The organism is Paenibacillus sp. MZ04-78.2 (assembly GCF_024213375.1).
GTDB lineage: Bacteria > Bacillota > Bacilli > Paenibacillales > NBRC-103111 > Paenibacillus_G.
Map to the genome: position 1 here is coordinate 110,465 of NZ_JANAVJ010000012.1, position 24,439 is coordinate 134,903.

The following is a 24,439-nucleotide window of genomic DNA, read 5'->3' on the forward strand; positions in this document are numbered from 1 at the left end:
GTTCATCCTATTCCGAGAAACTTTTTCATCTTATTGAATACGCCGGATTTCTCTTCCATGGGCATCAGCGGCACTGAATCGCCAAGCATCCGCCGGGCGATATTGCGGTAAGCGATCGCTGCGCGCGAATCCGGATTCATCACGGTAGGCTCACCGAGATTCGCCGCTTTAATGACATACTCGTCATCCGGAACGATGCCAAGCAGATCGACGGCAAGGACGGAACAAATTTCGTCGATATCGAGCATTTCGCCTTTTTTGACCATATTCGGACGAATGCGGTTGATCACGAGCTTCGGCGACTCGACATTCGGCTCTTTTTCCAAAAGACCGATGATGCGGTCGGCATCCCGTACGGCGGCGTTTTCCGGCGTCGTGACGACGATCGCTTTGTCTGCGCCCGCTACTGCATTTTTGAAGCCTTGCTCGATGCCGGCCGGACAATCGATAATCACAAAGTCAAAGTCGCGTTTGAGCTCGACCACAATTTGCCGAACCGCTTCCGGCGAAATCGCGTTCTTGTCTTTCGTCTGGGCGGCCGGTAGCATATACAGCTCATCGAAGCGCTTATCCTTCACAAGCGCTTGCGGCAGTCGGCAACGTCCTTCGGCGACATCGATCAAGTCGTATATAATGCGGTTTTCAAGGCCCATCACGACGTCCAAGTTGCGGAGACCGATGTCCGTATCAACCATGACGACCTTTTTCCCCTGCAGCGCCAAAGCCGTTCCGATATTTGCGGACGTCGTCGTTTTGCCGACGCCCCCTTTGCCGGACGTGATAACGATAGCCTCTCCCATAGGTCCCACTCCTTTACCATCAAGCGTGTACATTCAAGCCGAACTTGTGCAAATGATGGATTTTGTCGATTTCCATTTTGCCGTCTTTCACGTATGCGAATTCCATGTACGTATCGAAAGCATCCCCAAGACCCCATTCGTCGGGAGGACGGCTGATAATTCCCGCGATGCGAAGCTGCGTCGGCCTCATGTGAGAAGCGGCGATCACGGACCTTTCGTCCCCGTCGACCCCCGCATGCGCCATGCCGCGAAGCGAGCCCATCACATAAATGCTGCCCGAGCTGATGATAGCTCCGCCTGGGTTAATGTCCCCTAAATATAAAATGTCGCCCTCATGCGAAAACGTCTGCCCCGAACGGACGATCCCCCGAACAATTTTCACGTCCGGGGTCCCTTGCGGCGCTCGCTCGTGCGAAGGATCTGCCGTCTCTACAGATTGGACGAGCAGGTTGCCTTTTTGACTGATGATGCTGCGCACCAATTCCCGCTGCTCCTCGGTCACCGCCCGATTGCCGAGCTTGACGTGCACATGAATGATCGGGCCGGTTAATATTTGCTGGTGCGTCTTCTCCAGTTTGTGTCTCAACTCGGCGACCACGTCGGAAAACTCGCACGCGTCGTCGAGCAAAAACACCAATCCGTCCTTCACACCTTTGATCGTCACATGATGTTTAGCTGCCGCCATAACCGCTCCTACCTCCTAAGCCTATACAATTCGGCTTGGCGCGGGCGTTCTCCTGCTGCCTTGCGTTAAAAAAATTATTCCATTTCCTCCGTCTGCTTCATCGGAAGACCCTCGAAAAGCTTCCGGATCGGCACGTAAATGGCAAGCGCAAACAACAGGTTGATCAGCATGCTTGGCAGCATCTGATGAAGGAATACCCACTCTAAGTTCGTATGTGTGACACGAAACAGCCGGAACAAACCGTAGATCGCCGTATCGTAAAACAAATTGCCCAGCCCGATCACGATCATGCTGATCACGATGCTTGAATAAATGCGTCCTTGCAGCATGCCGGCCAAGTATCCGGCAAGGCCCATTCCGAACGATACCGGCCCGAGCATGGGCGAATAATAGATGAAGTCGTGCAGCATACCAAAAACGAGGCCGTAAATGAGCGCCGTATGCCGATTGATATACAATCCGATAAATAAAACGATAACAAGTACGAAATGCGGGTCCACCTGAACCTTCGATTGCCAGGCGACGGGAACGAGCCACGGCAGAAGCGTTCCTTCGAGCAGAAACAAAACGGAGAGAATCAACCATAATTTTTTATGATTCATCGGCTCACCTTAACCTTCCGGCATCTCGATGACGAAGACTTCGCGAAGATGGTTGAAGGACGCAAACGGCTCGATCTCCGCTACATGGGTGACTGAATCGCCCTCGTACCGCTCCGTCACTTTGCCGATTTCAATGCCGTTCGGGAAAACAAGCCCTTTCCCTGCCGTAATGACCGTGTCCCCGGGCTTCAGCTTATCTTGCGGGTCGATTTTTGTCATAATCAGCTTCTGTTTATCGGGATCGTACCGCTCGATTATTCCGAACGATTCATTCTCTCTTCCTTTGATGGACACGGAAATTGCCTTGGAGTTCGAAGTGGCCTTGTCGTCGATGCCTGTAAGCAGTTGGACATCGGAATAGAAATTGGAAACCGCAACGACCCGGCCGACCAAGCCTTCAACCGACTGAACGGCCATGTTCGGGCGGATGCCGTCTTTTTCTCCCAAATTGATCGTAATCGTCTTGTTCGATTGCTGGAACGTCACCACTTCGGCAATCCGGAAATTGTACTTGTTCATCGACTTTTGCCGCTCCGTGAAGCCAAGCGCCGCCTGCAGCCGCTCGTTCTGCAGCTCCAAATCGTTCAGGCGCGTCGTATCGCGGGCGTATCTGGATAACGTTTCCCGCAGTACCGTATTTTCTTCATGAAGCGTACGCAGCCGATTCACATCTTCAAAAATGCCGGCTACAAAGCCGACCGGTTTATAAATCAATCCTTGTGTCCATGCGAGGGTATCCTTAACAAATTTCTCCGGCCAAGTTTTATAGCCCGGTTGACCGAAGGTCAACCCCATCAGCGCAATAAAACAGATGAGGCCGAGCATCAGGATCAGCAGTCTTTTATTCCCCAGTAGTTTCAATGGCTACACCTTCCAACCTGAGGCTGCGTTTAGCGCCTGGACCTGCTTGTAGGGCCGGTTCTCGTCTTGAACAAATGAATGTTCTCCAGTGCACGCCCAGTGCCGATAGCCACGCAATCCAAAGGATTCTCGGCGACCAGCACCGGCATGCCGGTTTCGCGGGACAGCAGCTTATCCAGATTGCGGAGCAAGCCCCCGCCGCCGGTCAGCACAATGCCACGGTCCATAATGTCGGCTGCCAGCTCCGGCGGGCATTTCTCAAGCGTAACCTTAACGGCCTCTACGATGCTGTTCACCGTATCGCCAAGCGCCTCGGTAATCTCGTCGGATGTCACAGCCATCGTTTTGGGCAGGCCGGACACGAGATCGCGGCCGCGGATTTCAAGACGGGTCGGCGGCTCCAACGGCAGTGCCGAGCCGATCTCCATCTTGATTTGCTCCGCCGTGCGCTCGCCGATCATCAAATTGTATGTGCGTTTAATATATTGGATGACCGATTCATCCATCTCGTCGCCGGCCACACGGATCGAACGGCTGGTGACGATGCCGCCGAGGGAAATGACGGCGACCTCGGTCGTGCCCCCGCCGATATCCACCACCATGCTGCCGGTCGGCTCCCATACCGGAAGATCGGCGCCGATGGCCGCAGCGAACGGCTCTTCGATCGTGAACGCATCTCGGGCGCCGGCTTGGCGCGTCGCATCTTCTACCGCGCGCTTCTCCACTGCGGTAATTCCCGAGGGAACACACACCATAACGCTCGGATGACGTTGGAACAAGACGCGCTGTTTCTGCGCTTGACGGAGGAAATATTTGATCATCGTCGACGTGGTCTCGAAATCGGCAATGACGCCGTCCTTCATCGGGCGGATCGCGCGGATATTGCCCGGCGTTCTGCCAATCATCTTCTTCGCGTCGTTGCCTACGGCCACGATCGTTTTCGTATCCGTGCGAATCGCGACGACAGACGGCTCGCGCACGACGATGCCTTTGCCTTTGACATAAACTAGCGTATTTGCAGTTCCCAGGTCGATACCCAAGTCTTTTGTGAATCCTCCGAACATGGTTGGTGCTCCCTTCTCTATTTGAGGCGCTGATCACGCGGAATGGTTTGTTTGATGCGGCTTACGAGGAGCTGCCGCATTGGTGCGGCAACGCATTGACGGCCCGACGGCAAAGGTTCGTCCAATTCCGAATCGACTGCCGCCCGGCCGTTTCTTTCATTATATTACATGAATCCAAGCTCCTTCAAACTCACGTAGCGCTTGTCGCCGATGACGATATGATCCAGCACGTCAATCCCGACAATTTCGCCCGCTTGGACTAATCGCTTGGTGATTTCCACGTCTTCCGGACTCGGCGTAGGGTCTCCGCTCGGATGATTATGGGCGCAGACGATCGAAGCGCTGCTGCGCTTGATGGCGGCCCGGAACACTTCGCGGGGATGTACGATGGAGGCGTTTAAGCTGCCCATCGACAAGGTTTCCTGCCCGATGACGTGATTTTTCGTGTTTAAGAACAGGCACACAAAATGCTCTTTCTGCAAATAGCGCAAATCCTCCATCAGCAGCGCAGCGACATCCTGCGGCGAGCGAATCGTAACCGTTTCGTTCATCGTGCTTCGCGCCAGCCTTCTCCCGAGCTCGATGCCCGCTTGAATCTGCAGCGCTTTGGCTTCGCCGATGCCTTTGATTTCGGTCAGCTGCTCCATGCTCATGTCCGTCAGCATGCGGAGACCGCCGCTTTGGAGAAGCAGTCGCTGGGCAACGTGAACGGCCGATTCGTGGTATGTACCCGTGCGGAGCAAAATGGCCAGCAGTTCCGCATTGCTCAGTGCTTGCGCCCCATACAACATCATGCGCTCTCTCGGTCGGTCTTCGCTGGGGACATCGCGCAAGGTCATATTGGGCGATTTCATGCATTCCCTTCTTTCTATGAGATGTCCGATTTCTCATTATAGCATGATGTTTTGTCAATTGACAGCGACCTGCAAAACCCAACGAATACAAGACAAATACGCGTTGAACAAGCTGTAAAAACCTATATATCTCTTCGGGAGCCGGAGTCGATTTCAGTCCCTTAATCCGTTGGGAAATGATGGTCGGGACAAAGATCGGCAGGCGCGAAAAACGCCGGATGAATTTATAGATCATTCCAAAATATCATTTAGATATCGTAAGATTTGTTTTCATAGTCGAATACAATCCGTTTTCTTTATAATACTTTAACATCCAATTCCTCAAGCATTTCAGACAGTAAACTCAATGACATTCCAACGACATTAAAATGATCGCCATGGATTGACTCAACAATGGTTGAACCTATGCCCTGAATCGCATATGCACCTGCTTTATCCATTGGCTCACCAGTAGCAATATAGGAGCGTATTTGCTCATCAGACAATGCTTTCATTCGAACATCGGTCACTTTTGATCTTGTAATTATTCTAGACTCTCCAACGTCAATACAAGTTATCCCCGTATAGACTTGATGAGTCGTTCCCTCAATTAATTTTAGCATTCTAAAAGCGTCTTCTTGATCCTTGGGTTTTCCTAACACCTGTTGAGAATAGACAACGATCGTGTCAGAACCAATTACAATGGATTGACTATCAGTAACCCTTGCAGTAGATGCCTTGGCTTTTCTAAGCGATAGTTCTTCGACAATTCGATCTGGAGGCAAGTCCGTAGAAATTGTTTCGTCAACATCATTGGTAATAATTTCAAACGGGAGTCTTAACATTTGGATTAACTCTTGTCGTCTGGGTGAGGATGATGCAAGCACTAATTTTTTCATTTGAGTCCTCCAATTTTTTTCCACGCGTTTCATCTCAGCAAGCCAGTCGATACCTTGCATCCCTCTTTCGCAAGGTACATTGCGCTTACGTAAACCCTACTTGATCCATCCGCTTCTGGCGGTGCGGCGAAGATGAAGCCAGATCAAGGTTTCGGATACCGCGAACGTCATAAACTGCTCCCCCGTTTCGAAAGCTTGTAAAATGGGACTTTGCCGTCCGAGTCCGCTTTGCCCTAAAGTTTGCGGAACAGCCAAAAGCCGGCCGCCAGCCCGACGATGCTGATCAGATTCAGCCGGATATGCAGATTCAGATCGTACCGAATGACCAACAAATCGGCCTTGGGCTGCCAAGTCAGCTCTACGGATTTGGTCAGAAAGGACAATACCGCATACGGTGACAGCAGTTGGCCGATGAGCGTTCCGGCGACGAGCCCGAGCAGCAGCATGAGGATGAACGTGAGCGTATTCTTTTTCAAAATATAGGATACCTCTTTCGTAGAAAATACAATCGGCTGCTTCGAAATGTCACACGTCATTATACCATAACTCACGAAGGACAAGCGGACTTTTATAACAGGAAGGAGTGAACCGGAAGATGCGAAAGCCTTGGATGCGGGCCGCTTTGCTCGCGTTCGCCCTTCTGGTGCTGCCGGGGCATGCCTCGGCTGCGAAAATTGTCGTCGACGCAGGACATGGCGGCTCCGATCCCGGGGCGATCGGGGTAAACGGCCTGCAGGAGAAAACAGTGAACCTGGACATTGCCCGTCGGCTGCGTGACCTGCTTGTCCAACGAGGGTATGAGGTAGTCATGTCCCGGGATACCGACGACTATGTTTCGCTCAAGGGACGCGTCGATTTCACCAATGCACAGCAAGCCGATCTGTTCGTCTCCGTTCATGCCAATTCGAATTTTAACGCGAGCACGCGCGGGGCCATGATGCTTTATTATGATGACGCCTACCCTCAGAGCAGCTACCCCGCCAGCGAAGAGATGAAGGCGCTCACGCCGGAGAGCCGCGAGCTAGCGCAGCAGGTACTGGACGCTTTCGTCCAAACGACGGGACTGGAGAACAAAGGGCTTCTTCCCAGTGCGGTATATGTCGTACGGATGGGAAAGGTTCCGAGCATTCTCGTGGAGACGGCGTTTCTTTCGAACGCCGCGGATGCGGAGCTGCTAGCCAGCGAGTCGATGCGCCAGACGATGGCGATCGGCATTGCCCGCGGCATTGAAGCGTACATATCGCCGCAAAGCAGCGTGTTCCCCGATCTTCGGGGACACTGGGCCCGGGGCGTCGTCCTGCGGCTGAAAGCGCGAGGCGTGGTTGAAGGCACCGGCGGGCGATTCGAGCCCGGCCGGATGATGACGAGAGCGGAGTGGGCGACGCTGCTCGGGCGGGTGTTCGGCCTGCCGGCGGCGAAGCCGGCAGGGAGCGCCTGCGCCGGTGACGGCACGGTCACCAGCGGGGTTTACCGCGACGGCGGCGAGAGCTGCGGAGCCGCCGAGGCCGGCGCAGGCGCGTACCGCGACGCGAGCGCAGGGCATTGGGCCTTCGCCGCACTCGACCGGGCGGTGAAGGCCGGCGTGCTGGAGGGCTACCCCGACGGCACGCTGCGGCCCGACCGGCCCGTGACCCGGGCGGAGGCGGCGGCAATGTTTCAGCGGCTGGCGAAGGCGCCGCAGGTTCCGGGCGCGCAGCCGCCGTTCCGGGACGTGAAGGCGGGCTTCTGGGCCGCGGATGCCATCGCCAGCCTGAAGCGGGCCGGCTGGATCGACGGGGTGACGGCGGAGCGCTTCGAGCCGGAACGGCTGATCACGCGTGCGGAAGCCGCCGCGCTGGTTGACCGCTATATGGCGGATGCCAAGACGCCGAAGAAAACTGCCACGGAACCGAAAACGCCCAAACGGACCTCTACCGGCAAGTAAGCAAGGTCCTTTATACCCAACGGAAGAGCCGCCGAACCGAAAACGGTCCGGACGGCTCTTTCCCGTACGCCTCCGCCGGCGAATTAATCTGCCGGCCGGTTAAGAAACCGCGACCGCCTTGAGCAATTCTTTCTCCGCCACGATATATTGCATGGCAGCCGTTTGCGCCTGCCAGAGGAAGGCCTGAGAAGGGTTCTTCTTGTATTCCTCAAGGGACGCCACGGCCGTATTCAAGGAATTGTTCATCTTGGGCAGCGCCTTCTTCCCGGCTTCGCCCAGACCGTCGCTGACGGTGGCAGCCGTCTGGGACCAGCTTTGATGCGTCGTCTTGATCGACTGCAGCACCTTATCGTCAAGCGCTTCCGGCTTGGCGTCGGCCGCACGTCCAATCGTTTGTGCCGCGATGAGCTTCACAAGCTTATCCCCCTGCGCAATATAATTGGAAAACACATCCACTTGCTTGCCGTTCCATTTGACTTTCGTCACTGCCGGCAAATCGAGTGTTTTGACAATCACCTCGATGTTTTTTTGCTGATAGGCTTGCGACAGCCCCAGGGCTTCGTCCCGGGTTCCGGCCAATCCCACATAGACGGGGTGCTTGTCTCCCCCATCTACCGCTCCTGCCAGTCCTTTCTTGCGAAAATCCGCAGCCGCGGCCTCTGCTCCCTGTGCGCTGCTGAATACCCCGCCTTGCAGAATGGCATACGATTTCGCCGGGATCTGCACCGCCACGCCGATCGCAGAACCGCTCGCCGGAGCTGCCGAATCCGCATTGCCCGTTTTACCGGCCTTCTCTCCTATGGAAGCCGTCCCACCGGCCCCGGCTCCCTTCGTCCCTTGCTGGGCTGTTGTCGTGCTGCCCGGAGACGTTGTTTTGCCGGAGTCCGTACCGACCGAAAACATCGACAAGACCAAAAAGCCGAACGCGACACCCGTCACAACCGCACCGACGACGGAAGCGGTAATGCGAACCCAAGAGCCGTTGCCTGGGGTTCTCCTGAAAAAGGCCGATTCCTCCTGTGTATAAGGCCGGTGCGTTCGCTCCATGCCGCCGGTCGAAACCGGCCGCTCGACGTAACCCGTTTCCGGATCGAACGACCGGCCGCCGCCCGATTCGCGAATCAATTGTTCCACGCGGTGCGTCTCGGTCTCAAAAGAGCTCTGCCAACCGCCAAAATCGGTCGTGTATTCGTTAAGCGCAGGCCCGGTCCACATCGATCCTCTTATTTTTCCAGTCTCTACCGGCGGCTTGTCCGACTCCTCACGGCTTTTGTCAGACGGCTGCTCCACGACGGTATATTCTTCCGCTCGAAGGGGGATGACCTGCGGCTCGCTCCCCGTATCCTGCCGTTCTTGCCGCTGCCCGTCCTTGTGGAAACGAACCGTCATCTTGGTCTTGTTCATTGCGCCAACTCTCCCTTGTCCATTTTCGTATTACTAGACTATGAGAATTGGTCCGCAAATAGAACCGCAGTCAACGCAGACAGCCATTTCGCGGTCCCACGCAAAAAAACCCGGCTCGCCGCTCAAACGGCGTTCCGGGGGTTTCGTTTCCTGCTGCTAAGCCAAGCGTTCCGTCAATGCCTCGGCAAGACCGGCCGCCGCTTTCCAAATGTCTCCCGCGCCCATCGTAATCACCAAGTCTCCGGGGCGCACCGACTTCAGCAAATAGGTCTGCACCTGCTCCTTGGTCGGGACGTAGCGCACGTTGGCATTGCTGTTCTGACGAATCAGCTCGACGAGCCTCGCCGAATCGATGCCTTCGATCTGCTTCTCGCCCGCCGGCGAATAGATGTCGGTAATGATCACTTCGTCCGCCTCGGGAAACGCGCGGCTGAACTGCTCGAACAAAAAGTACGTCCTCGTGTACCGCTGAGGCTGAAATACGGCGACAATCCGTTTGCCGGTCGCCTTGGCCGCCTGGATCGTCGCTTCGATTTCGGTCGGATGGTGCGCGTAGTCGTCGATCACCAAAATATCGTCGACTTCTCCGAGCACCTGGAAACGCCGCTTGGCCCCCCGAAACTCGGTAATCGCTTCCGCGATCCGGTCGAAGGATAGCCCCGCTTCCATGCAAGTAATCAGCGTAGCGAGCGCATTGTAGACGTTGTGCTTGCCCGGTACGGACAGATGAATCGTTCCGAGCGCCTCGCCGCCGCGCATGACATCGAACGATACTTTACGATCGCCAAGAACGATGTTCCGAGCCGTAAATTCCGCTTCCGCTTCGATCGCATACGTGAGGACCTCGCTATTCACGCTGGAGATCATCTCTTTCAAGTATTGGTCGTCCAAGCAAACGACGGCCTTGCCGTCCTCTTTCACCTGACTCAAAAACTTCGCATAGGCTTTTTTCAAATTTTCAAAATTGCCGTCGTAGTTTTCCAGATGATCCGCTTCAATATTGTTTACCAAGGCGATGGCAGGCTGGTACTGCAAAAACGAGCCGTCGCTCTCGTCCGCTTCCGCGACGACCCAATCGCCTTTGCCCGCCTTGGCGTTGCTTCCCACGTTCATAATTTCCCCGCCGATAATGAAGGTCGGGTCCGAGCCGCAGCGCTCAAGTACGAGCGCAATCATCGACGACGTAGTCGTCTTTCCGTGCGCGCCCGCAACCGCGATGCCTTGTTTGGCGTTCATCAGTCTCGCCAGCATTTGCGAACGGTGTAGAATCGGAATGTTCAGTTCCTCCGCCGCCACCATTTCAACATTATCCTTGGCCAAAGCCGTGGAATAGACGACGACGTCCGCGCCTTTCACATTTTGCGCCTTGTGCCCGATGAACACTTGCGCCCCTTTGGCCGCAAGCTTCTCCGTCAGCTCCTGCTGCGCCAAATCAGATCCCGAAACTTGGTAGCCCATTTCCAGCATCACCTTGGCAATGGCACTCATGCCGTACCCGCCGATGCCGATAAAATGGATATGCTCCGATGTATTCACGCCTGCGTTCACCAGCCTTTTTCAGAATCGGATTGATGCTTGATCCAGGAACGGACGTCCCCTATTAGATATAACGTGCCGGAGACGACAGCCAGGTCGTCCTGTGCCGTCAAGCGTTTAAGCTCCTCCAGCCCCGTCTTCCAGTCGGGTTCCACGATCACTTCCACGTCGTGCCTCCCGCACTCCGCCAGAAGCGATTTGGCAAGTCCGGCCAGATCCTCGGCAGCGGTCTTTTTCAGCCAATTCGGCTCGGTTAGGATAAGCGTATCCACTATTGGTAGTATATGCCTCAAATAGCCCGTATGATTCTTATTCGTCAACATTCCCATCATAAAATGGAGCCTATTGTACGAATACGTTTCCTTCAGCGCAGCGGCAAGCGACTCGGCCCCCTCGGGGTTGTGCGCGCCGTCGATCAAAATACGCGGCTCCTGCGATACCATCTCCAGCCGCCCCGGCCACTGCGCCGCTTTCATGGCACGAAGCAAATCCTCATCTTCCACGATCAGCGCATAATATTGCCGCAGCACCTCAAGCGTCATGAGCGCCACCGCCGCGTTTTTCAACTGGTGCGGTCCGTTCATGGAGATGGCGACGTCCGGAAGATCCCGGAACGTGCCGGTAAACCGGAACGTCTGCTCGTTTTCCTTGGTCGAGATCGTTTCATAACGGAACTCCCGGTCCAGCAAATAAAGCGTGCTGTTCTTGGCCTTCGCCGCTTCCTCGACGACCCGGACGACCTCCGGCTGCTCCACGGCGCTGACGACCGGGACGCCCGCCTTAATAATGGCCGCCTTCTCGGCCGCGATTTTCTCCAGCGTATCGCCGAGAAACTCCATATGGTCATGACCGATATTCGTAATGACGGAGACAAGCGGCGTCACGATATTCGTCGAATCCAGCCGTCCGCCGAGCCCCGTTTCCCAGACGACAAAGTCGGGATAAGCGGTGCGGGCAAAATACTCGATCGCAACCACGGTCGAGATCTCGAACATCGACGGCTGCCCAAACTCCTCCGCAACCTGATCGACGATCGGCTTGACTTTATTGATCACCTTCAGCAGGTCTTCGTCCGGGATATTGACCCCGTTGAGCCGAATGCGCTCGTTGTAGCTTTCAATGTAAGGAGAAGTAAACGTCCCGACGTCGTAGCCGCATGTGCGGATCACTTCGGTCAAATAGGCGCAAACCGATCCCTTGCCGTTCGTACCGGCGACATGAATAAACTTGAGACGCCGGTGAGGATGGTCGAGCAGCTCCATGAGCCGCTCCATCCGTTCCAGCCCCGGCTTGATTCCCGCCAGAGGAATAAACCGGACAACCCAGTCGATCGCTTCCCGGGCCGTCCGGAACGGCCCTTCGTTAACGCTTAGCTGTGCTTCGCTCATGATGCCTCATCCTCTCAGTTCGGCCAGCCGGGCCGACACTTTATCCCGTTTGTCCGCATAATCGGCGAGCTTGGCTTTCTCCTCGTCGATGACTTTGGCCGGCGCTTTGGCAACGAAGCCTTGGTTGGCCAGCTTCTTCTCGATCCGGTCCACTTCGCCATGCAGCGTAGCAAGCTCTTTTTCCAGACGCGCTATTTCTTGGGAAATGTCGATCAGCCCTGCAAGCGGCAAGAACAGCTCCGCCCCGGTTACGATGCCTGTCATCGCTTTGTCCGGCGTTGCGAGCTCAAGCTCGATGGAAAGCGCGGACGTGTTGCAGAAACGCCGCACGTATTCTTCGTTGCACTTCAGAATAGCCAGCGCCTCTTCGCCGGCTGGCTTCACGAGCAGCTCGACCTTTTTGCTCATTGGCACGTTCACTTCCGCACGAATATTGCGCACCGTCCGGATGATGTCCATCAGCAGCTCCATCTCGCGCACCGCGTCCGCCGCTTCAAAACGCGCCTCAAAGGTCGGCCAGGCCGCGAGCGTAATCGTCTCGCCTTCATGCGGCAGATGCTGCCAGATTTCCTCGCTGATAAACGGCATGAACGGGTGAATCAAGCGCTGCGTGCGATCCAGCACGTAGGCCAGAACGGATTTCGTCGTTTTCTTCGCCGCTTCGTCGCTGCCGTACAAGGACAGCTTGCTGAATTCGATGTACCAGTCGCACAGATCGTCCCAAATGAAATTGTACAACAGTCGTCCGGTTTCGCCGAATTCATACGCATCGATCAGTCGGGTCACTTCGCGGACGGTTTCGTTCAAGCGGTGCAAAATCCAACGGTCAGCCGTACCGAGCTCGCCGCTCAGATTGATATCCGACGCTTTGAAATCGCCCAGGTTCATCAGGACGAAGCGCGATGCGTTCCAAATTTTATTGGCAAAGTTACGCGCCTGCTCGACTTTTTCCCACCGGAAGCGGAGATCCTGTCCCGGCGTGGAGCCGGTCGAAATCATGAACCTCATGGCGTCGGCGCCGTACTTTTCGATCACTTCAAGCGGATCGACGCCGTTGCCGAGCGACTTGGACATTTTGCGCCCTTCCGCGTCGCGGACGAGCCCGTGAATGAGCACGTCTTTGAACGGAATTTGCTCCGTAAATTCGAGCCCGCTGAAAATCATCCGCGCGACCCAGAAATAAATAATATCGTAGCCGGTTACGAGCAGACTGGTCGGATAATAACGCTTCAAATCTTCCGTCTGTTCCGGCCAGCCAAGCGTGGAGAACGGCCACAGCGCGGAGCTGAACCAGGTATCCAGCACGTCGTTGTCCTGAGTCAGATGCGAGCCGCCGCAATGCGGACATACGGTAGTGTCCTCGCGGGAGACGATGACTTCGCCGCAATCGCCGCAGTACCAAGCCGGAATCCGGTGTCCCCACCACAGCTGTCGGGAAATGCACCAGTCGCGTACGTTTTCGATCCAATGCAAATAAATTTTTTCGAAGCGGTCCGGTACGAAGTTCGCGCCTTGGCCCGACTTTTGCGCTTCGATTGCGCGCTCAGCGAGCGGCTTCATTTTAACAAACCACTGCGTGGACAAATACGGCTCCACGACGGCGCCGCTGCGCTCGCTGTGGCCGACCTGATGCACGTGTTCCTCGATTTTGATCAGTACGCCGAGCTCCTTCATATCCGCCACAATCTGCTTGCGGCAGTCGAAGCGATCCATGCCCTGATACTTGCCGGCATTTTCGTTCATTTTGCCGGATTCGTCCATCACAAGCACCTGCGGAAGATCGTGGCGTCTGCCCACCTCGAAGTCGTTCGGGTCGTGCGCCGGGGTAATTTTGACCGCGCCGCTGCCGAAATCCTTCTCGACATATTCGTCGCCGACGATCGGAATTTCGCGGCCGATGATCGGAAGCACAAGCGTTTTGCCAATCAGGTGCTTGTAGCGCTCATCCTTGGGATGGACCGCGACGGCCGTATCGCCGAGCATCGTCTCCGGACGGGTGGTCGCCACAACGATGAATTCATCGCTGTCCTTCACCGGATATTTCAAATGATACAGCGCGCCCTGCACCTCTTTGTATTCGACTTCGATGTCGGAAAGCGCCGTGCGGGCAGCCGGGTCCCAGTTGATGATATATTTGCCCCGGTAGATCAGCCCTTTTTCGTACAAGCGGACAAACACTTCGCGGACCGCCTTGGACAGCCCTTCGTCCAGCGTGAACCGTTCGCGGGAATAGTCGAGCGAGAAGCCCATTTTGGCCCACTGCTCGCGGATCGTCCCGGCGTAATGCTCCTTCCACTCCCATACCTTTTCCAAAAACTTCTCGCGGCCGAGATCGTACCGCGTCACGCCTTCCTCGCGGAGCTTCTGCTCCACCTTCGTCTGCGTCGCGATGCCCGCATGGTCGGAGCCAGGCAGCCACAAGGCGTTGTAGCCCTGCATCCGTTTGGTCCGCGCCATAATATCCTGGAGCGTAAAATCGAGCGCATGACCGATATGCAGCATACCGGTAACGTTCGGCGGCGGGATAACCATCGTGTATGGCTTCGCATCCTGACGCTGCCCCGCTTTAAAGTATTGTCCCTTGAGCCAGTAGTCGTACCACTTTTTCTCGGCTTCCTTCGGATCGTAGGTTGTCGGCATAGCCATTTCCGGCGCCGCTTGTTTGGTTTCTTCCATACACTGCAACCTCCAAGTACACATCATTGTGGTTTGTTTTGAATTTTCAGGTTTACCGTACCATCGGAGAAATGGCGACAAACGAATAAAAGCCTTCCGCCGCAAAGGACGAAAGGCTCTCGCTTCCGTGGTACCACCTTTATTCCGCCCGTGCTCCGAGAAGCTGGAGGCTTCCCTTCATCCGTGCGGCACTTGAACAGATAACGGCTGTGACCGGCCGAATCTAGAGCTTCCGCTTTCAATTCGACAACTCCGGGGCGACTTCGACAGGTACGTCCTGCGGAACCTTCCAGCTCTTGCCGGCTCCGCTCTCTGAAGGGTTCGCTGTCTACTATTCCCTTTCCGCGTTTTTGCTTGCATCTATGCGTACTATGATAAACAATAGTCAGGACAGAGTCAATACAAGTATAACCAAAAACCCCCCCGGTCAAGCCTGTTTCAGCTCGGTCGAGGGGATTTTTGTAAAAAAAAGCTTCATTTCGGGATATACACGATCTGCCCTTCGGATACTTCATGGTCTCCGAGGCGGTTGTAAAGCGCGATTTCGCGAGGGTTCAGATCGTAGCGCTTAGCGATGGACTCCAGTGTCTCTTCCTTTTGCACGATGCACAGCCGGAGTCTTTTGAATCCATGCTCTTCGCCTTTGGAAGTAAGCAGCAGGTTTTTCCATTCCACCTTCTCCGCCATGGACTCCGACTCTTCCCCAAACGCTTCTTCCGGATCACGCTTTTCCTTTTTGGAAGAGTCGATGTTAAACAAGTTGGACAGCCCGAACGATTTGTAAAGCGGTGCGGGCGCCGTAGGCGGCTCGGGTGTTTTTTTGCTGCCGACGCCTACCTTCAGGTCTTTATCCGGCGCCGCGGTCGGGTGAAGATCACCGAAGGATTGGGCGGTCGGGGCTTCTTTTGATTTTTGCGCTTCCTGCGGCTTGAAAGTCTCCGGACCTTTTGCCGTCTCTTGTACGGATAGCGGAGCTGGATTTACATTCGACATAGGCTGTGGCACATTCGGTGCAGGCTGGGGTACGTTCTGCTGGGCCGCCTGGAACATGTTCGGCGTTGGCTGCGGCACGTTTTGCTGTGCTGCCTGGAACATGTTCGGCGCAGGCTGCGGCACGTTTTGCTGGGCCGCTTGAAACACATTTGGCGCAGGCTGCGGTACGTTCTGCTGGGCCGCTTGAAGCACATTCGGGGCAGGCTGCGGTACGCTCTGCGCCTGCGGCCCTGCAGGCAGCTTGCTCGTCGGCTCCACCTTCTCGCTTCGCAGCTCCCAAGATTCCGTTCCAGCCGAAGCTTGGTCCGCCGAATCGAAAAAGCCGGAAACGTCCCCGAATGCCTCATCCGTCGCCTCCGCAAGAGTAACCGTATGCGGGTCGCGAGCTTCGTGAACGAACACCACTTCGTTTTCCCGCCAAGCCTCCTGTTCCGCATCCGACACGAGCTCCAGACCGGCGAGCGACAGCACTCCCGTAATGTTCAAGCTGCGGGATGACAGCAGATCGACGTCAAAGTTTTCGATTTCAACGGCAATGTCCTCCATCCGTTGAACCCGGTTCATCGGCAGCGTAATCTCTACCGGTATCAGATGCTCCAACGTCTGATCGCTGCGGCCCAACTCATCGATAAAGGTCCCGATCAAAAACAGATTGCCGCGAAGCAGGGCTTGGTCCCCTTGCGGAATGACCTGAATATGGGGAACAAGCTCCACTCCCTCCAAGTCTTGAATGCCGATCGCCCCTTCGGACAAATGCACGCGCTCGTAAATGTCGAAGCGTAATCCGTTATGCTGCGTCGTCAATGTAAATCCTCCCTCCGTAATTCCTGCCTTTTCCACAGAATCCCGCATCGGCTCCGGCGAGTTCGAAATTCTGATATAACCATAAAAAGAAAGATGGCCCTATGCCTTCGTCTCTACAATTTATATGGCTTCAGGGGAAGGAGCATGACTACTATTTTTTCAATCGCTCATTCAGCGCAGTAAAGTCCGGGGGCCACGGGGACCGCACTTCGATGCTTTCGCCGCTCCACGGATGGGGAAACGTCAGCCGCTTGCCGTGCAGCGCCTGTCTCTCCATGCCCTCGCGCCGTCCGCCGTACAGCGTGTCGCCGATCAGCGGATGCCCCAGATGGCTTAGATGAACGCGGATTTGATGCGTTCGTCCGGTTTCGAGCCGGAGCCGCACAAGCGTCGCGGAACGATAAGACTCCACGACCTCGTAATGGGTAACGGCCCGCTCGCCCCCGGGAGAGACGCGACGGCGCGTCGCGTGATGCCGGTCCCTGCCGATAGGCGCATCCACACGGCCGCGACCCGGCCGGAGACGCCCGTGTACCAGTGCCACATAGGTCCGCTCGACTTTTTTCTCCCGCATCGCTTCGTCCAATCGGACCTGGGCCCATGGACACTTGGCCATCAGCACCGGGCCGGTCGTATCTTCGTCGAGCCGGTGAATGTGCCGGGGCCGGCATGACTGTCCCGTCGACTCCAGATGCCAGCCAACCGCATGGAGCAGCGTTCCGCCCTCCGATTCCCCGGTCGGATGCACCTTCATCCCGGCTGGCTTATCCGCCACGAGGCAAAAGTCGTCTTCGAACAGTACTTCTATCCCCGTCCATTCCGGCATATATTGCGGCGATTCCTCGGGGAACAGCCGCAGCAAAATACGGCGTCCCTGAATTTCGACGCCCGAGGTGCTCCGGAGCTTCTTCAGCGTCCGCTCGTCGATCGCATCCGGCAGAAATGCCTTTACTTCCTCTAAAGTCGAAGGCTCGGCGCTCGCCGTCCATTCCAGCCACTGGCCTTTGCGACGCCATGCGGTCATGGCAGCCGCCTCTCGGATTGGCCCGCTGCGGATGCCGCCCGCTTCTTCCGGCGTCCCCATTGCAGCCATGCCGTCAGAACAATTCCTGCAAACAAAATAAAAAACACGCCCGCCACAACGATCAATTCGAGCGTAGTACCGAACAGGCTGTATCGATTTAACATGAGCGCTTCCTCCAATGTATAGCTTATGGTCATTCTATCAATCCTTCACGGCGAACGCAAAGCGGCTACAATGCCAATTTCGCAGGATCTTCCAATCCAGCGAATGTTGTTATATCTTCTTTTCATATGTTCTTTTCATATGATAGAATAGCATAGGAAAAAAACAAAAAAATTCGACACGAAATGCCTTAATTTACGCATGGGAGAGGTTAAAACATTGAGCAGTACTCTGCGAAAAATACGACAATGGAGCAGTTGGAAAAAAGTGCTGTTTTATTTCACGGTGCTGACTTTTTTGACATCCAGCTTTTTATTTCTGACCCCGTCGGGAGGCACGATCAGGGAATGGCTCGCGGAAACGGTCATTACGACGCAGCACCGGAGCTGGGCATGGATTTTCGTCGGTGCGGAGCAGCGGGATTTGATGGTCAAGCGATTGCAGGACTTCAACGAGGAAGCCGCGCGGGAAAAGCAGAACAACAGCTTGATCAAAATTCGCAATCATCAGGCGAAAGCCCGTTCCATCGATGAGCTGATTAAGGTCGAAGATATTTCAGGAAAGTTTTGGGTGGGCAAAAAAATGTACGTCTTTGATCCCAAGACGATCCGTGTCATGACGCCTCCCAAGTCCGGAGAAGGTGAAAGAATCACCGCGATGGTCAAGCGGACAGGGGCCGTGGCCGGCGTCAATGGCGGCGGTTTCGACGATCCGGAAGGTCTCGGGAACGGCTTTGCGGCGTTCGGCGCCATTATCTCCGGGGGAGAGGTCATTTATACGGATCAGGAAGGCAGCATTCCGCAGCACATCGTCGGCTTTACGAAGGAAGGGATTCTCGTCATCGGAAAATACAATATTAACGAACTGCTCAAAATGGGCATATCGGACGCCGTCTCGTTCCATCCGCGTCTGATCGCCAACGGCAAGCCGCTGATCACAAGCGGCGACGGCGGCTGGGGCCGCGGACCCCGAACGGTGGTCGGACAAAAAGCGGACGGCACCGTCATATTCATCGTCATCGACGGACGGCAGGCGCATAGCGTAGGCGCGACGCTTAAGGAAGTGCAGGACCTTTTGCTGGAAGAAGGCTGCATCAATGCAGGCAACCTGGACGGAGGCGCTTCGTCCGAGCTCGTTGTCGACGGGGAGCTCCTTACCAAGCCATCGAGCCGTTACGGCGAGCGCAGATTGCCTAACGCATTCCTCGTCTACGACGATCCGACGTCGGTGCAAGCGGACCGCGTCTGGGACGGCATCGACAAGATCGATGCGGGCGGCTCTTACGACCACCCCGACTTCCTGCGCGAGCAGGCTGAAAAGCGGGGCAAGCAGCAGCAAAATCTGACACCGGCTATCAAGGCGGATACGGAAAAGACAAAGACGAAAACCGAAACAAGACCGGAAACAAACAAGCCTTCTGCAAATAAATCGGAAACGAACGAAAAGAGCAAGACAAGTACGGAAAAAGGCGAGAGCGCGAAACCCGGCGGCAATGCAACCAAGGAGCCGAGTACCAAAAAGCCCGGTGTTACCGGCACAGGAAGCAACGGGTCAGGTGCGGAAACGGCAGATCCAGACAAACCGTCCGGTGGACAGGGTAATACGGCGCCGACGGGCACAGGCAACGGGTCGGCAACGCCGAACGACGGCGCTTCCGGCCAAAGCGGAACCGGTAATGGGTCGTCGTCGGGAGGAAGCAGGAACGGTTCTACGGGGACCGGAAGTGGCACACCGGCCAAGACGACCGAGAAATCGGCTGAGACGAATGCGCCGGCTGCAACGCCGACGCCAACCCGCCAGCAATATCAAACGCAAACGCCGGACCAATCGGGTTCGGGTACAACTGAACCGCCGGCCAAAACGCCATGATCGTTTACAAAAATCTGTAGCAACATAACAAACGGACGGCACGTTCCCCTCCTTCGGGAGTGGACGTGCCGTCCGTTTTTATATTATAACTGCTTGAGCGCTTGGTAATGCGCCTCAATCGTCGTCTCGATATCTTCGTCGGAGTGCGCCGCGGAAACGAACATGCCTTCGAACTGGGAAGGCGGAATGCTGACGCCGTAGTCGAGCAACAAGCCAAAATACCGGTTGAACTTGCTCAAATCCGATTGTTTGGCAGTTTCGTAATTGGTCACCTGTTGATCGGTAAAGAACGGGCAAACCATAGAACCGATCCGGTTGATCGTGATCGGAACGCCCAGCTCCCGGGCATTTTGAAGCATTCCTGCTTCCAGACGGGCGGACTTGCGTTCCAGCTCTTCATAAACGCCGGGTGCTCCCAGCAGCTTAAGCGTCGTATACCCCGCAGCCATCGCCAACGGATTCCCGGATAACGTTCCAGCCTGATAAATCGGGCCTGACGGGGCAATCCGCTCCATAATCTCCCGTCTGCCTCCGTATGCCCCAACCGGCAGCCCCCCACCGATCACTTTACCCAGACAGGTAAGATCCGGCGTAATGCCAAACCGTCCTTGCGCACTGTTCAAGCCTACGCGGAAGCCGGTCATGACCTCGTCAAAGATCAGCAAACTGCCGTAGGAAGACGTGGTCTCCCGCAATCCTTCCAAGAAACCGGGAAGCGGCGGCACGACGCCCATATTTCCGGCGACCGGCTCCACAATAACGGCGGCAATGTCTTCGCCGAAATGTTCAAAAGCCGTACGTACCGAATCCAGATCGTTGTATGGCACCGTAATCGTGTTGGCCGCTACGCTTTCAGGTACGCCAGGGCTATCCGGCAGTCCAAGGGTGGCAACCCCGGAACCCGCTTTGATCAGCAGCGAGTCGGCATGACCGTGGTAACATCCTTCGAATTTCAGAATTTTACTCCTTCCGGTATAGCCACGTGCAAGCCTGAGCGCGCTCATCGTTGCTTCCGTCCCGGAGCTGACCATCCGCACCAGCTCGATGGATGGCATTCTTTCGATCACCAGCTTCGCCATCTCGGTTTCCAGCTCCGTCGGTGCGCCGAAGCTCGTACCGAGCTCCGCGGTCCGTTTTATCGCTTCGACGACCTCCGGGTGGGCATGTCCCATAATGAGCGGGCCCCATGAGCCAATGTAATCGATAAATTCGTTGCCGTCGATATCAAAGACGTGCGAGCCGCTCCCTTTATGCATATACAAAGGCGTCAATCCAACCGATTTAAACGCGCGAACCGGACTGTTGACCCCGCCCGGAATGACTTGCTTCGCTTCCTCGAACGCCCGCGCCGAACGCGCATCGGAACGTTTTCGCTGATCGTTCATCCATTCCACTCCTAACCTATTTTGAGGATAACTGCAGCCGCTCCGTCATTTCCTTGGCCGCTTCCTTGCCTTGACGAATGCAGTCCGGCAGTCCGACGCCATGAAACGCGCCTCCGGTAATCAGCACGCCCGGCATTTTGTCCGCCAAACGCTGCCGTACTCCGCGAACAAGGTCCAGATGACCTACCGGATACTGAGGCATGGAATGCATCAGCTTCGTCATTTCCGTAAACAAAGGCTCCGCCGAAATCCCCATAACTTCCTTCAAATCGTGCCGCACCGCACGGATGATCTCATCCTCCGACATGTGCTGCCAACGTTCGTCGCCGGAACGTCCGATATAGCAGCGCAGCAGCACTTTGCCGCTCGGCGCGGTGTGCAGCCACTTTTTGGACGTCCACGTACATGCGGTAATGAATCGCCCTTCCCGTCTCGGGACGAGGAAGCCCGAACCGTCGAGCTCGCGCCCGAGCTCTTTCTCGTCAAAAGCGAGAATTACGTTGGCGACCGACACGTACTCGATCCGGTCCAGCTCCTTGACCTCCGGGACCGACGAGCCGAGCAGCTTGGAGATGCCGTGAGCCGGCAGCGCGACGATAACCCCGTCCGCTTCCTCTACCGAATCGTCTTCGCTGATGACACGGTATCCGTCGTCGGTCCGCTCGATCCGGGCCACTTCGCACTGCTTGACGAACCGTACGTTGTCGAGCGCATCGATTAAGCCGTGAACGATCGTTTCAAGCCCTTCCTTATAGGAAAGAAACATCGTGTTGCGCGCCACCTCGGGAAGCGTACGGCTTTCTTCGCCGCCTGTCTTGCGGTTCTTCATCATACCGAGGATCAAGCTGCGATGCTTCTGCTCAATCGCATGAAATTGCGGGAAGGTCGCCCGCAAGCTCAAATTGTACGTATTGCCGGCATAAATGCCCGCCAGCAGCGGCTCGGCAATCTGACCGAGCACTTCCACACCCAGCCTGCGCTCCAGGAAATGCCCCAGCGATTCGTCCTCGGGCGATGTCCGTTTCGGCAGCACTAAATCCATCGCAGCCCTGAGCTTGCCTCCCAACGACAACAATCCCGTACGCATGAACGGTCCCATTTGGGTCGGTATGCCGAGCATCAGGCCGGGAGGCATCCGGTGCAGCTTGCCACCGGACAAAATATACGTTTTCCGGGAGTCCGGGTTCATGCCGGTCAATTGATCCTCCAAACCTAATTCGCGGGTCAGCTCGACCATCGGAAGCTTGCGGGCCAGAAACGAATCCGGCCCCTTCTCAATGACGAATCCGTCGCGCTTAAGCGTTTGAATTTTGCCTCCGAACGAATCGCCCTTTTCCATGATGGTAATTTTCAACGGTGCAGCGGATGTCCCGATGCTTTGCTTTAAATAAAAAGCGGCGCTCAAGCCCGTGATCCCGCTGCCAATAATAACCACATGCTTCGGACTTCGGTTCTCCTCCATCGTATCAATCCCTCTCGGTCTGCGCATAGACGACGGCGCTCAACGTTTCCATATACAGCGGATCGGTATTCAGCGAGCGGGTGCGTTCCAGCCGCAGTCCAAGCTCCCGTGCCGTCTTTTGCGCTTCAATATCGAGATCGTACAGCACTTCCAGATGATCGGATACAAAACCGATCGGACAAATCAGCACATGCCCTGCCTGCTCCTCTTGCTTCACGGTGTGCAGGACGTCGAGAATATCGGGCCCAAGCCAAGGCACGCCGGTCTGTCCGGCGCTCTGCCATCCGAACTGCCAATGGGTAATACCGCATCGCTCGGCTATCGCTTTGGACGTTTCCAGCAGTTGATCGGGATACGGGTCTTTCATTTCAAGAATTTTCTCAGGCAGGCTGTGCGCCGTAAAAATCACTTTGACATCGTCCTTCGCCACGCCCTCGAACCGGCCCAAGCCTTCCTCCACCCGCTGTTCGAGCGCTTCGATCAGTTCCGGATGAAGATGATAGCTTTTCACAAAACGCATCGAAAGCCCAAGCGAATCCGCCTTTTCTTGCGCGCGCTTGATGTAGCCGCCCACGCTCATAACCGAATAATGCGGCGCCAGCACGACGCCAACGGCTTCCGTTATCCCATCCTGAACCATCCGCTCCACGCCGTCCTCAATGAACGGGGACGCGTGCTTCAGCCCTTGATAGCATACGAACGTCGTGTCCGGGTTCTCGTTCAGCCGGGCTTCCAACGCTTGCACCTGTTTATCCGTATTTTCCCGCAGCGGGAAAAAGCCTCCCACAATCGCTTCGTAGCGATCCGTCAAATCCTTGAGCTGCTTCGGAGTCGGAGGATTCCCGCGACGAATATGCGTATAATAAGCTTCCACTTGATCGAGGCTTTCCGGCGTTCCGTAAGACATCACCAGAACCCCGATCCGTTTTGGCTGCGCAACGCTCATGCTATACACCGCTTTCCTGTTTCGTCGAGCCTTGCGCCTTCAGAGCTTGACGAGAATAGTCGTGAATGAAATCCGTCAGTTCTTTCAGCTTCTCCAGCGACGCTTCCGGGAACAGTCCGTGACCCAGATTGAAAATATAGCCCGGTTCCCGGATGCCCTCGTCAATAATCGCTTTGGCTTGCGCCTGAATAACGGACATCGGAGCGGTCAACACGTACGGATCGAGATTGCCCTGCACCGCATAGAACGAGCCTACTCTTTTACGGCCCTCCGAGATCGGCACACGCCAATCGAGACCGATGACATCGGCGTCGATACCTTGCAGGTAAGGCAGCAATTCACCGGAGCTGACGCCCGGGAAATATATTTTCGGCTGCTCCAAATGCTTCAGTTCCGCGAAAATACGGCGGATCGTCGGCAGAACGTACGTTTTGAAATCAACGGGAGACAACGCGCCGACCCAACTGTCGAAAAGCTGCACCGCTTTCGCCCCTGAGGCAATCTGCGCTTTCAGATAAGCAATCACCATATCGCCAAGCTTATCCATCAGCTTGAACCATACCTCCGGCTCCCCGTACATTAAGCCTTTCGTGTGGATATAGCTTTTGGACGGCCTGCCTTCGATCAGGTAGCTTGCGATTGTAAACGGCGCACCGGCGAACGTAATCAGCGGCACCTTCAGCTCGGCCGCCAAAATCTCAATCGTCCGCAAAATATGCGACAAATCCTGCTCCACCTGGATCGGCTTCAGCTTATTCACGTCCGCTGCCGAACGGATCGGATTGTCAATGACCGGACCGACATTTTTCACGATATCAAAATCAATGCCAATGGAAGCGACCGGATTCATAATGTCCGAATATAAAATCGCCGCATCCACACCGAGTTTTTTGACCGGCATCAAAGTAACCTCCGCCGCCAGCTCCGGCTGCTTGCAAATTTCCAGTAAGCTGTATTTCTCTTTAATTTTCCGGTATTCGGGGTCGTAACGGCCGGCTTGACGCATATACCATACGGGCAGCGTCTCGACAGGCTGTTTGCGACAGGCGCGAATAAACGTATCGCTATAACTCATGGTGCATCCTCTTTTCCGTAAACTCCCATAGTCTACTTCCCATTATG

Annotated in this window: 21 protein-coding genes and 1 other annotated feature; of the genes, 2 read left to right on the top strand and 19 right to left on the bottom strand. The window is 55.7% G+C overall.

Annotated features, from left to right (window positions below; all coding sequences use genetic code 11):
- Positions 1-2 precede the first annotated feature (2 nt).
- The 8 genes from minD to NLX71_RS11840 form a co-directional block, all read right to left on the bottom strand.
- Positions 3-800, bottom strand: coding sequence for a septum site-determining protein MinD (gene minD, locus NLX71_RS11805; RefSeq protein WP_254363838.1), 798 nt, complete (start codon positions 798-800; stop codon positions 3-5).
- Positions 801-819: 19 nt separating this feature from the next.
- Positions 820-1,485, bottom strand: a complete 666-nt coding sequence (gene minC / locus NLX71_RS11810; RefSeq protein ID WP_036690573.1) for a septum site-determining protein MinC — start codon at positions 1,483-1,485, stop codon at positions 820-822.
- 74 nt (positions 1,486-1,559) lie between these two features.
- Complete coding sequence (gene mreD / locus NLX71_RS11815) at positions 1,560-2,087, bottom strand: rod shape-determining protein MreD (protein ID WP_254363839.1); 528 nt, start codon at positions 2,085-2,087, stop codon at positions 1,560-1,562.
- Between the two features lie 9 nt (positions 2,088-2,096).
- Entirely contained in the window at positions 2,097-2,948 is an 852-nt protein-coding gene (mreC, locus tag NLX71_RS11820; protein WP_254363840.1) for a rod shape-determining protein MreC, read from the bottom strand.
- A 29-nt stretch (positions 2,949-2,977) separates the two neighbouring features.
- A complete protein-coding gene (locus tag NLX71_RS11825; protein WP_254363841.1) occupies positions 2,978-4,012 on the bottom strand; it encodes a rod shape-determining protein in 1,035 nt (344 codons plus the stop codon).
- A gap of 164 nt (positions 4,013-4,176) precedes the next feature.
- Positions 4,177-4,866: a RadC family protein gene (gene radC, locus NLX71_RS11830; protein ID WP_254363842.1), complete on the bottom strand. Its 690-nt coding sequence runs from the start codon at positions 4,864-4,866 to the stop codon at positions 4,177-4,179.
- 296 nt (positions 4,867-5,162) lie between these two features.
- Complete coding sequence (locus NLX71_RS11835) at positions 5,163-5,744, bottom strand: Maf family protein (protein ID WP_254363843.1); 582 nt, start codon at positions 5,742-5,744, stop codon at positions 5,163-5,165.
- A gap of 233 nt (positions 5,745-5,977) precedes the next feature.
- A complete protein-coding gene (locus tag NLX71_RS11840) occupies positions 5,978-6,220 on the bottom strand; it encodes a DUF4321 domain-containing protein (protein WP_090669635.1) in 243 nt (80 codons plus the stop codon).
- Between the two features lie 119 nt (positions 6,221-6,339).
- Here NLX71_RS11840 and NLX71_RS11845 point away from each other — a divergent pair, with 119 nt between their 5' ends.
- Complete coding sequence (locus NLX71_RS11845; RefSeq protein WP_254363844.1) at positions 6,340-7,668, top strand: N-acetylmuramoyl-L-alanine amidase; 1,329 nt, start codon at positions 6,340-6,342, stop codon at positions 7,666-7,668.
- A 99-nt stretch (positions 7,669-7,767) separates the two neighbouring features.
- Here the strand turns inward: NLX71_RS11845 and NLX71_RS11850 are convergent, their stop codons facing one another.
- The 7 genes from NLX71_RS11850 to NLX71_RS11880 all read right to left on the bottom strand — a co-directional run bounded on the left by NLX71_RS11850 (position 7,768) and on the right by NLX71_RS11880 (position 17,657).
- Positions 7,768-9,072: a hypothetical protein gene (locus tag NLX71_RS11850; RefSeq protein ID WP_254363845.1), complete on the bottom strand. Its 1,305-nt coding sequence runs from the start codon at positions 9,070-9,072 to the stop codon at positions 7,768-7,770.
- A 156-nt stretch (positions 9,073-9,228) separates the two neighbouring features.
- The gene (gene murC, locus NLX71_RS11855) at positions 9,229-10,608 is read right to left on the bottom strand and encodes a UDP-N-acetylmuramate--L-alanine ligase (protein ID WP_254363846.1); all 1,380 of its coding nucleotides are present in this window, start codon (positions 10,606-10,608) and stop codon (positions 9,229-9,231) included.
- A gap of 8 nt (positions 10,609-10,616) precedes the next feature.
- Entirely contained in the window at positions 10,617-11,996 is a 1,380-nt protein-coding gene (locus tag NLX71_RS11860) for a bifunctional folylpolyglutamate synthase/dihydrofolate synthase (protein WP_254363847.1), read from the bottom strand.
- A 6-nt stretch (positions 11,997-12,002) separates the two neighbouring features.
- Positions 12,003-14,672: a valine--tRNA ligase gene (locus tag NLX71_RS11865; protein ID WP_254363848.1), complete on the bottom strand. Its 2,670-nt coding sequence runs from the start codon at positions 14,670-14,672 to the stop codon at positions 12,003-12,005.
- A gap of 101 nt (positions 14,673-14,773) precedes the next feature.
- Positions 14,774-15,026: a binding site (T-box leader), on the bottom strand.
- Positions 15,027-15,146: 120 nt separating this feature from the next.
- On the bottom strand, positions 15,147-16,469 hold the full coding sequence (locus NLX71_RS11870; RefSeq protein WP_254363849.1) for a LysM peptidoglycan-binding domain-containing protein: 1,323 nt from the start codon (positions 16,467-16,469) through the stop codon (positions 15,147-15,149).
- A gap of 151 nt (positions 16,470-16,620) precedes the next feature.
- The gene (locus NLX71_RS11875; protein WP_254363850.1) at positions 16,621-17,493 is read right to left on the bottom strand and encodes an RluA family pseudouridine synthase; all 873 of its coding nucleotides are present in this window, start codon (positions 17,491-17,493) and stop codon (positions 16,621-16,623) included.
- Positions 17,490-17,657, bottom strand: coding sequence for a hypothetical protein (locus NLX71_RS11880; RefSeq protein ID WP_254363851.1), 168 nt, complete (start codon positions 17,655-17,657; stop codon positions 17,490-17,492). Before NLX71_RS11880 ends, NLX71_RS11875 begins: the two co-directional genes overlap by 4 nt.
- A gap of 217 nt (positions 17,658-17,874) precedes the next feature.
- On the opposite strand from NLX71_RS11880, the gene NLX71_RS11885 reads away from it, so the two are divergent.
- Complete coding sequence (locus tag NLX71_RS11885; protein WP_254363852.1) at positions 17,875-19,524, top strand: phosphodiester glycosidase family protein; 1,650 nt, start codon at positions 17,875-17,877, stop codon at positions 19,522-19,524.
- Between the two features lie 83 nt (positions 19,525-19,607).
- On the opposite strand, the gene hemL is transcribed toward NLX71_RS11885, so the two are convergent.
- From hemL to hemE, 4 genes are read right to left on the bottom strand one after another with little or no spacing between them, the layout of a single operon-like run.
- Positions 19,608-20,909, bottom strand: coding sequence for a glutamate-1-semialdehyde 2,1-aminomutase (hemL, locus tag NLX71_RS11890; protein WP_254363853.1), 1,302 nt, complete (start codon positions 20,907-20,909; stop codon positions 19,608-19,610).
- Positions 20,910-20,925: 16 nt separating this feature from the next.
- Positions 20,926-22,371, bottom strand: a complete 1,446-nt coding sequence (gene hemG, locus NLX71_RS11895) for a protoporphyrinogen oxidase (protein ID WP_254363854.1) — start codon at positions 22,369-22,371, stop codon at positions 20,926-20,928.
- 4 nt (positions 22,372-22,375) lie between these two features.
- Positions 22,376-23,317 (bottom strand): ferrochelatase, encoded by a 942-nt coding sequence (hemH, locus tag NLX71_RS11900; RefSeq protein WP_254363855.1) that lies wholly within the window; start codon positions 23,315-23,317, stop codon positions 22,376-22,378.
- 1 nt (position 23,318) lies between these two features.
- Positions 23,319-24,392 carry a uroporphyrinogen decarboxylase gene (gene hemE / locus NLX71_RS11905; RefSeq protein WP_254363856.1) on the bottom strand — a complete coding sequence of 358 codons (1,074 nt, stop codon included), beginning with the start codon at positions 24,390-24,392 and terminating at the stop codon, positions 23,319-23,321.
- Positions 24,393-24,439: the final 47 nt, after the last annotated feature.